Source organism: Gammaproteobacteria bacterium, from assembly GCA_013696315.1.
Classification (GTDB): domain Bacteria; phylum Pseudomonadota; class Gammaproteobacteria; order JACCYU01; family JACCYU01; genus JACCYU01.
Genome location: JACCYU010000280.1, coordinates 1 through 8,637, shown reverse-complemented (window position 1 = coordinate 8,637; position 8,637 = coordinate 1). Strand labels below are relative to the sequence as shown.

Below are 8,637 nucleotides of genomic sequence, written 5' to 3'. Positions count from 1 at the left end.
GCTCACTACGGGCATCGGCTAACCCCGTGGTCTGATAGTCCCCGATGGCGAACACGTTTTCCTTTCCAGCAAGGCGATAGCGAAGCCGCCAGAGCTTTGCGCCGGTCGGTTTGATCTCGATGTATAGCCCGCCGCCGTCCGCCATCTTGTAAGGCTTCTCAGTGGGTTTTGCGTTGCGTATACGCGTATGAGTAAGAGGCATCGAGTATCTCCTGAATACTTAGGGCTTTCAGAGCATGCGGGTATCCGCTTTTACTCAAAAATGCACTGAAGCTATACGTACCCGCAAAGATACCCGCAAAACACCTGGATGTAAATGGACGAGCTTGGAACAGTCTGGACAATATTGTCCTGTATTGTCAATACTTAAGCGTCGCATCTGGACGAGTTTGGACTAGCTTGGATGCGAAGAATGATTTTTGCCCATAATCATCCTTCCGGTGTGGCAGAGCCCAGCGCAGCCGATCGGCACATCACGCAGCGGCTGAAAGATGCGCTTGCGTTGATCGACGTGCGCGTGCTCGATCACATTGTGGTCGGCGACGACATCGTTTCGTTTGCCGAGCGGGGATTGCTGTAATCCCCATTATTTTCGACTGGCGCGCGGGGATCGCCAGGAACTTAGTTTTGCGTCCGCGCGTAGTTCCCCTGGCCGGCGCTTCGCCAGCCGGCCAGTGTCGATGTAAATCTGCACCTGGCGCTCGGCGCCGCCGCGGACCCCCAACCTGCGAGACACCAGCCACGCGCTCAATGCGCGCGCGCATGTTGTCGTCGACTAAGTCGCGCGTGATGTCCATATCCAGCGCGAAGAGTTGCCAACCAGCGGCTCCACGCGGAAATACGTGAAGGCGTTTCCGGAGAACGAGTCGGTAAAGAGGGGCGGCTCGTCCACTATTTTAGGGGTAAGCTGGCACCTGGCTCAGCGCGTTATTGACGTGGATCAGCGTCCTTGACCAGCACCTTCACCCGTATGCGCCCGTCGACACGGAGCACTGGCAGGGCGCCCAGGCGTATCGCTGCTGGCGCACTGCCGCGGATGTCGTGGATGCGCTCTTGCGGCGCCTCGATATCGATGCGAATTTCGCGATCGCGATGTTAGCGGGACGGATGGACGGCCCGGCTCCCTCGCACGCCGCAGATTGCGCCTGCAAGCGGATGCGGCCTGGTCCGGTGGCCGGTAACGCTATATCAGGATTCGTCGTATGCGAACGAATCGGTTTTGATAATTTCTCCTTTCGAATCGGTGACAACGACGCGCCAGTTGCCCTTCATCCACAGATTCAGATCCTTGCTGGAATAGGCGCGCCAGCGATCGCTGCCGATGTCGAACGAGACCTCAGCGACGATCTGACCTTCGTGTTCCCAGCGATGCGTAACCGTCTCGCCGTTCAGACCGGTAATCTCCGTGAAATAAAACAAGGTGCGTAGCGACTGTCCGTTGCTGGGAAACACCGCGCCCACGCGGTCGACCGGCTCGCGCGCGTCGATGCGGGTGGTGAATTGCGCCCGCGCGACGTGATCCGATGACACGCTGGTGGACACCTCCGGCTCTTCGGGCGCCATTTCGAACCTCGCCATGTCAGACTCGATGGTCGCGTTCGCCTCCGCAGTTTCCAGAGCGGGCTGCGCCGCGCTCGTTTGGGGTTCGGCACTGGCGTCCGATCGCACCGCGAGCGGCGGCGTTTCAGGCGCCGTCGCCGTGGGACTCCCGGCTATGGCTATAGCCGCCGGCTCATCGCTGCTACTACCGTCGCGCGCACGCTGTTCGTCATTATTGTGCCCCGCCACGCGCACAGGTTCCTGATCGCTTCGCGCGATGACCAGTTGCCCGGATTCGCTCCTGGTCGCCTGTTGTGCTTTGTCGCTCGATGGTGGCTTGTTGTAGTTGAACATGGCGGCCAACAGCAGACCGCCCCACACCGCCAGGGTAACGACCGCGACGATTCGCGTAAGGCGATAGTCAAGGCCGCGAGTGCGGCGTCTGTGGTGTCTCATGGCAGAGATCCCCCTTGACATGCGGCGCGCAGTGAATGCGTGGCGTAGTATCTTTAGGACAGATTCGCTTTCTGGCAAGCTCAGTATAGTTAGGAATACGCGCTGCGACCGCGTGGCGATGCGTTATGTTCCATTATGCTAGAACCGGGAAAACTCAGTACATCTGATAGGAAAAGCGGTCAGCGCGGATGACATTACCTTTAGCATCGGTAACGACTACCCGCCAGTTGCCTGGCGTGGCTGGCGGCAGTTTCTCGCTGGAGTAGACCGGCCTGTCGCCGGCCACATCGAACGAGGCCTGCGCGACAACTTCACCGTCGTGTTCCCAGCGGTGAACAATTTTTTCGCCCCGCGTGGCGTTTATCTCCGTGAAGTAATAAAGCCTTGGCAACGGCCTTCCGTCCAGGGAGAAAACTTGGCCCTGGGTTGAAAACACCGAATTGATGCTGTTGACCGGCTGACTGTTGTCGATGCCGGTGGTGAACTGCGCGCGCACAACACTGGCTGGAATTGCGTCTTCTGGCGCTGATTCCATTGCCGCGATGTCCGCCACCGGCATATCCGACCCGGTGGTATCGACAGGTTCGGCCCCGGCGGGTTCGCGGGCGGCCGGCGAACCCGCGTCGGCATTTGAGCTTGCCGAATCGAGCACGGCCTGCGCCGGTCCGTTGCGCCCCGCGGTGTCATTGGCATCCGCGCTTTTTGACACTGAGCCACCGCCCTGCGCGAGGACAGGGAACTGATCGGCAGGATCGTCTGCACGCGGTTGCCGTGGCTCTTCGGCTTGCGCCTGGTATGCCGGGTCGGGGCCAGCAGACCGATCCGTGGCTATCACACTGAGCGCAATCAAGACTGCGGACAAGCCCATCGCCCCGATCGCGATACGGTCGGTCAGAGATCGCGGAGCACGGCCTACGCGCCGTTTGCGAATTTGCATAGCGTTATCCCTCTCGGGCTGCTCACAAATCCGTGAACAGCGTCCATTTGACCACCAAGACGACCCACTATTGCACGGTCGAGATCGTTATTCTAGCGCAAGCGAGTGCCCGGCAAGCAAGTCCATATAGGAATTAACGAGGCGGCATTCGCTTACGCATTATCTCGCCGGTAGCGCTGATGAAGATGTACCGGCTCAGCTTTGCGTTTGCGCTTGCGCAGGCGCAAGTTCAGCATCTCGACCGCTATGGAGAACGCCATCGCAAAGTAAATATAGCCCTTGGGCACATGGTGACCCAGACCGTCGGCGACCAGCACCGCGCCGATCATGAACAGGAACGACAACGCCAGCATTTTGATGGTGGGATGCGCCGACACGAAGCGCCCGATCGGGCCGGCGGCGATCATCATAATGCTTACGGAGACGATGACCGCGGCGATCATGATCGCGATCTCGTCAACCATGCCGACCGCGGTGATGATCGAGTCGATGGAAAATACTGAGTCGATGATGATGATCTGCACGATTACGGAGGCGAATGTCGCTGAGACCCTGGTCGAACCTTCGCCTTCCTCGCCCTCCAGCAACTGATGCACCTCGTGCGTGCTCTTGTAAAGCAGAAACAGGCCTCCGCACAGCAGGATCAGATCGCGCCCGGAAATCTCCTGGCCAACTACTTCGAACAGCGGCGCGGTCAGCCCTACCATCCAGGTGAGTATAAATAACAGCGCGATGCGCATGAACATGGCGAGCCCTAGCCCGATGCGGCGCGCGAGGTCGCGTTGTTTTTCCGGCAGTTTGTCAGCGAGGATGGAGATGAAGACGATGTTGTCAATGCCGAGCACCAGTTCCAGCGCGGTCAGCGTGAAAAAAGCGATCCACGCATCGGGGCTTGTCAGCAACTCCATGTGTTATTCCTCTTTATTAATCAAGAAATTGTCGTCAAAACGTATGATCGGCCGATGGCGGCTCAGGTCAGCGCAATCGCGTTGTGTGTGCCGGTATGCGGCGTGCGGCGCCTGAGCTTGAGCGCATCTTACAGAACCACCAGGATTAGATCATCTACACGCGCGTACGCCGGCAGGATCGGGATGACGCCAACCGGGTTAATGACTGGTGAGGAACCGCGCGCTGGCGCCGGTCGCTGCGGGAACAGCGGCCGGCGCCAGTTCGTCATCGGATAAATTGATGGCTCGGTATAATCACAACGCTATGCTCGTCTGCGCGCTGAACGCGGCTGGCGTCGAGACTACCCAGACGCGGTTCTATTCAACGAGGGTCGTGCCGCCCAACCGCGCAAACGGATACCGGGGGATCAGAAGCTCCAGCGCGCGCATGGCATCGGTTAGTCGCGAGTATTCTTCGCTGACCTTCAATCGCGCTCCGCTGGTGTCGTTCATAACGAAATAGATGCGTCTTTCGGATTTGGGTTGTGTGGGCTTTTCCATAGCTCATTGTCCTGAATGTGATGGAGAATTACGTTGCTCTGAATCGCGTAAACATGGATTGTATCGTTTGTGATGGTTAAATTGCTACAAAGTTCCACAATAAAACCACAGGTCAGGAAGCCGTTCGTTCCAGTTCCTCCAGTAATAGAGATGTGCCTTTCATCGCCAGAGGCTGCGGCAGCCCAAGAAGCTGAAGCACTGTCGGTGCAACACTGCTCAAGCCAGCGCCGGTCGCCAGCCGCCAGTTCGATTTATCGATAATCAGGCACGGCACCGGATAAAGGCTGTGCTGCGTATGCGGCTGACGCGATACCGGATCGATCATTTCGTCACAATTGCCGTGATCGGCCGTCAGCAGGACCGAAACTTCATTGGCCACCGCCACATCGAGCACCCGGCCGGCCTGTTCGTCAAGTACCTGAACGGCGGTGAGTATCGCCTCACGAATCGCCGTATGGCCGACCATATCGCCATTCGCGAAATTGACGATGTAAAGCGCGTAACTCTCGTCTTTTAGCGCGTCGATCAATTCATCGGCGATACGCTCGGCGCTCATTTCCGGCTGCAGGTCGTACGTTGCTACCTTGGGCGATGGCACCATAATGCGTTTTTCGCCATCGAAGGCCGTCTCGCGACCACCGTTGATGAAAAAGGTAACATGCGGATATTTCTCGGTTTCAGCGCAATGCAGCTGTTTGAGTCCAGCCTCGCTTACGATTTGTCCAATGGTCACGGCCGGCCGTTCCGGCAGGAACGCCACGGGGCAGGGATAGTCGGTGTCATACTCGGTCAGGGTCGTGACATTGACCGGACGGAATTCCCCGCGCTCGAATTCGGTAAAATTTCGCGCCGTCAAGGCCTTTGTGAGCTGCCGCGGCCGGTCATTGCGGAAATTAAAGAAGATGACGCTGTCGCCGGGCTCGATGCGTTGCGCATCGGTAAGGATTGTCGGCAGAATGAATTCATCGCCCTTGCCTTTATCGTAGGCGTCGTCGATGGCCTGCGCCGCGCTGTCCGCTTTCTCGCCTTTCAACTCGACCAGCGCCCGCCAAGCCTTTTCTGTGCGCTCCCAGCGCTTGTCGCGATCCATCGCGTAGTACCGGCCAGAAATGGTCGCGAGCGCGCCATCGGCCTCCTTCAGCTTTTTTTCCAGCGGGGCCAGATAGTTCTTCGCATGGCGCGGCGCCGTGTCCCGGCCGTCGGTAATCATGTGCACGATCGGCCGAACCTGCCGGCGCCGGCAAAGTTCGATCAAGGCGAGCAAATGCTTAATGTGCGAATGCACGCCGCCGTCGGAGACCATCCCCAGCAGGTGCAGCGGCCGTTCGCTCTCCCGGGTCCGGCGAATCGCGTTAATGAACGCGTGATTATCGAAAAAATTGCCGTCTTCTATGGCGTGATCGATGCGCACCAGATCCTGGCGCAGAATTGTCCCGCATCCAATGGTGACGTGTCCGACTTCGGAATTGCCCATCTGTCCCGGCGGCAGTCCGACGGCGGGCCCGGATGCGTCCAGCACCGTGTGCGGATAAGACTCGAAGTAAGCATCGAGCCGCGGTGTATGCGCTTCCAGCACCGCGTTGTTACGCTTGCTGGGATTGACACCGAACCCGTCCAGAATGAGCAGCATCGTACGGCGACGCGGTGGGAATCCTTGTTGTGCTGACATGGTTCGGCTCTTATAGTGGCTTGTGTATGAAATCGCGCCCGGATTTTAGCAAGCAGCACGTGGCGAGTCGCTTTCGCGCCTGCCACAAGCGGCCAGGCTCATTAGCATGTTCCGGCGCGAATCACGTCTTAGGCGCGAGGGTTTAACTTAATGGAGTCGCAGAGCGTAGATGCGGGCAGGGCAGTCGTCTGGTACAGCTTTGGCTGGCGCATGTTTATGGCCAACCCGGTCGTGTGGGTGGTGATGATGCTGCTCATCTTCGTCATGACCTTCATCCTGCAGATTATTCCGCTGGTGGGTCCTGTTGTTTTATCACTGATTTTTCCGGCATTAACCGGGGGTCTGATGTATGGCGCAAAACAGGGGGCAGAAGGCCGCACCATTAAAATTTCTCATCTTTTTCAGCCTTTAATCGATGAACACAGCCGTATTCCGATGCTCGTGCTAGGCGCTGTTCTGCTGGGTCTATCAATTCTCCTGGTTATTGCCGCCGCCATCATAATAGGCGGTTCCGCCGGGATCGGCATTTTTGGCGGCAACGCCGACGACGCGAACCATACGATGATTGCGATTGGCGCGATGGGGATCGGCGTGGCGCTGATGCTGGTGCTGTCCCTGGCCTATGGCCTGGTCACCTTCGCGGCGCTGGCGTTCGCGGTGCCGTTGGTGCTATTCAATGGCGCCTCGCCTGCCGCCGCGGTCAAAAGCAGCATCGGCGTGTCTATCAAAAACACGGTTCCGCTGGCCGTTTTTCTGGTGATTTATTTCGTGCTGGCGGTCATCGCCGCCATTCCCATGTTCCTCGGATTTCTGGTTTTGACGCCTGTTACGGTGGCGGCGCTTTATGCCGGCTATCGTGATATTTCCCCTCCAGAGATCACAGGCTCCGAGGTCATTTCGGCGTAATCATTATCCGATGACGCGATATTGAAGCTGTCTCACCTACGTTTGTCCGGCGGCGCCGCGTTGCACGAAACTCGAAGTTCGCGGGATCGTGCCGATAATCGTTAACGGTCAGTCCGCCTCCTGATGTTGATGCTTGCGCCGGAGCATCACCCTGGAAAAAATCAGACCCACTTCGAACAGGATACACATCGGCACCGCCAGCAGCGTTTGCGAGATCACATCCGGTGGCGTTAACACCATCCCGATAACAAAGGCGCCGACGATGACATACGAACGTTTGGCGGCCAGGTCCTGAGGCGTGACGATCTCGAGCATTACAAGCACAATCGTGACGACAGGCACCTGAAAGGCGATGCCGAACGCCAGAAAAATGACAATGACAAAATCGAGATAACGCGCGATGTCCGTCATGACCTCCACGCCCTGCGGCGCGTGCCCCGTCAAAAACCCGAACGCAAGCGGGAACATTACGTAGTAAGCAAACGCCATCCCGAGATAGAACAGGCAGGTGCCGGCGATCACCACCGGGAATGCCATACGGCGCTCCTGCTGGTAGAGTCCGGGCGCGATAAACGCCCAGACCTGATAGAGAATCCAGGGCACCGCGATCACGATCGAGAGTAACAGCACAAGCTTGAAGGGAATCAGAAACGGGGACGCGACGTCGATCGCGATCATCGAGCTGGCCGCCGGCAGATTGCGCGTAAGCGGCCCCGCAAGAAAGCTGTAAATCGGGTTGGCGAACGGAAACAGACACAGGAAGATCGCCAGCACGCCGAGGACGATCCGTATCAGGCGGTCGCGCAGCTCGACGAGGTGGGAAATGAAGGATTCTTCCTTTTGCGGCTCGGACCCGCTAGCGTCGTTCTGCGCCATTCTCCGGAGTCGCCTGATCGGGTTGCGGCGGACCGGTTTCCACGCTGCGTTTATCTTCGGCCGGTGCAGGAGACGCTGAACCGGCGCGCTTGTCCTCGTGGCCCGGCGACTGCACGGACATTAGCGCATCCTCCGCGCCGTGAAGTTCGGCATGCACTTCTGCCTGCGTGTCCGAGATCATGCCTTTCAGCTGGCTGATTTCACGCTGCTGGTCGTTCAGCATGCGTTTAAGTTCGTCCGCCTCGAATTCGCGCTCAATATCGGCCTGCACATTGCTGACGAAGCGTTTGGCCTTGCCGATCCATTCGCCAGCCTGGCGCGCGAGTGCCGGTAGCCGTTCTGGCCCTACCACCAGCAGCGCGACAATGCCAATTAACACCAGCTCCCAGAAACCGATATCGAACATCGCGAGAAAACAGCAGACTCATTAAGCCCTTCGCACCGGCCGCTGCCGGCTAAACCTTATCCTTTTTCTCGTACTTGGCGTCGTAAACGCGACCGCTTTGCCCCGTGGTCTGGTCGCCCGTGGTGTGGTCACCAATCTTGCTTTTCTCGGTACTTTTTGAATCGTCCTCGCCGCTGCCCATGGCGTTTTTGAAACTCTTTATCGCGCCGCCCAGATCACCGCCGACATTGCGCAGTTTCTTGGTGCCGAACAACAGTGCGACTATGAGCAGAATAATCAGAAGCTGCCAGATACTGATACCCATAGGTGTACTCCATTAAATTAAATGTGATCGTCGTCAATGCACGCTTTACTACAACGCGACATTTTTCCGGCGCGCTTTTTCCTCGATGCCTGAAAG

Annotated in this window: 10 protein-coding genes and 1 pseudogene; 2 read left to right on the top strand and 9 right to left on the bottom strand. The window is 58.0% G+C overall.

Going from position 1 to position 8,637, the window contains the following annotated elements; translation table 11 throughout:
• Positions 1-202 (bottom strand): DUF4102 domain-containing protein (locus H0V34_15685; GenBank protein MBA2493056.1); only part of this gene is annotated, 202 nt, incomplete at its 3' end.
• A gap of 210 nt (positions 203-412) precedes the next feature.
• On the opposite strand from H0V34_15685, the pseudogene H0V34_15680 reads away from it, so the two are divergent.
• Positions 413-580 (top strand): annotated as a pseudogene (locus tag H0V34_15680) (hypothetical protein).
• A 608-nt stretch (positions 581-1,188) separates the two neighbouring features.
• On the opposite strand, the gene H0V34_15675 reads toward H0V34_15680, so the two are convergent.
• The 5 genes from H0V34_15675 to H0V34_15655 all read right to left on the bottom strand — a co-directional run bounded on the left by H0V34_15675 (position 1,189) and on the right by H0V34_15655 (position 6,049).
• Complete coding sequence (locus tag H0V34_15675) at positions 1,189-1,995, bottom strand: DUF2914 domain-containing protein (protein ID MBA2493055.1); 807 nt, start codon at positions 1,993-1,995, stop codon at positions 1,189-1,191.
• Positions 1,996-2,149: 154 nt separating this feature from the next.
• Positions 2,150-2,932: a DUF2914 domain-containing protein gene (locus H0V34_15670; protein MBA2493054.1), complete on the bottom strand. Its 783-nt coding sequence runs from the start codon at positions 2,930-2,932 to the stop codon at positions 2,150-2,152.
• A gap of 152 nt (positions 2,933-3,084) precedes the next feature.
• Complete coding sequence (locus H0V34_15665) at positions 3,085-3,840, bottom strand: TerC family protein (GenBank protein ID MBA2493053.1); 756 nt, start codon at positions 3,838-3,840, stop codon at positions 3,085-3,087.
• A gap of 357 nt (positions 3,841-4,197) precedes the next feature.
• Positions 4,198-4,380 carry a hypothetical protein gene (locus H0V34_15660; GenBank protein ID MBA2493052.1) on the bottom strand — a complete coding sequence of 61 codons (183 nt, stop codon included), beginning with the start codon at positions 4,378-4,380 and terminating at the stop codon, positions 4,198-4,200.
• 112 nt (positions 4,381-4,492) lie between these two features.
• Positions 4,493-6,049 (bottom strand): 2,3-bisphosphoglycerate-independent phosphoglycerate mutase, encoded by a 1,557-nt coding sequence (locus H0V34_15655; protein ID MBA2493051.1) that lies wholly within the window; start codon positions 6,047-6,049, stop codon positions 4,493-4,495.
• 150 nt (positions 6,050-6,199) lie between these two features.
• Between H0V34_15655 and H0V34_15650 the strand changes: the two genes are divergently transcribed.
• Positions 6,200-6,955, top strand: coding sequence for a hypothetical protein (locus H0V34_15650; protein MBA2493050.1), 756 nt, complete (start codon positions 6,200-6,202; stop codon positions 6,953-6,955).
• A 108-nt stretch (positions 6,956-7,063) separates the two neighbouring features.
• Here the strand turns inward: H0V34_15650 and tatC are convergent, their stop codons facing one another.
• Genes tatC through tatA form a run of 3 tightly spaced genes read right to left on the bottom strand, consistent with a single transcriptional unit; the run spans position 7,064 to position 8,541 of the window.
• On the bottom strand, positions 7,064-7,831 hold the full coding sequence (gene tatC, locus H0V34_15645; GenBank protein MBA2493049.1) for a twin-arginine translocase subunit TatC: 768 nt from the start codon (positions 7,829-7,831) through the stop codon (positions 7,064-7,066).
• Entirely contained in the window at positions 7,812-8,237 is a 426-nt protein-coding gene (tatB, locus tag H0V34_15640; protein ID MBA2493048.1) for a twin-arginine translocase subunit TatB, read from the bottom strand. The genes tatC and tatB overlap by 20 nt, the downstream gene beginning before the upstream one ends.
• Positions 8,238-8,286: 49 nt before the next feature.
• Entirely contained in the window at positions 8,287-8,541 is a 255-nt protein-coding gene (gene tatA, locus H0V34_15635) for a twin-arginine translocase TatA/TatE family subunit (protein MBA2493047.1), read from the bottom strand.
• Between the last annotated feature and the right edge of the window lie 96 nt (positions 8,542-8,637).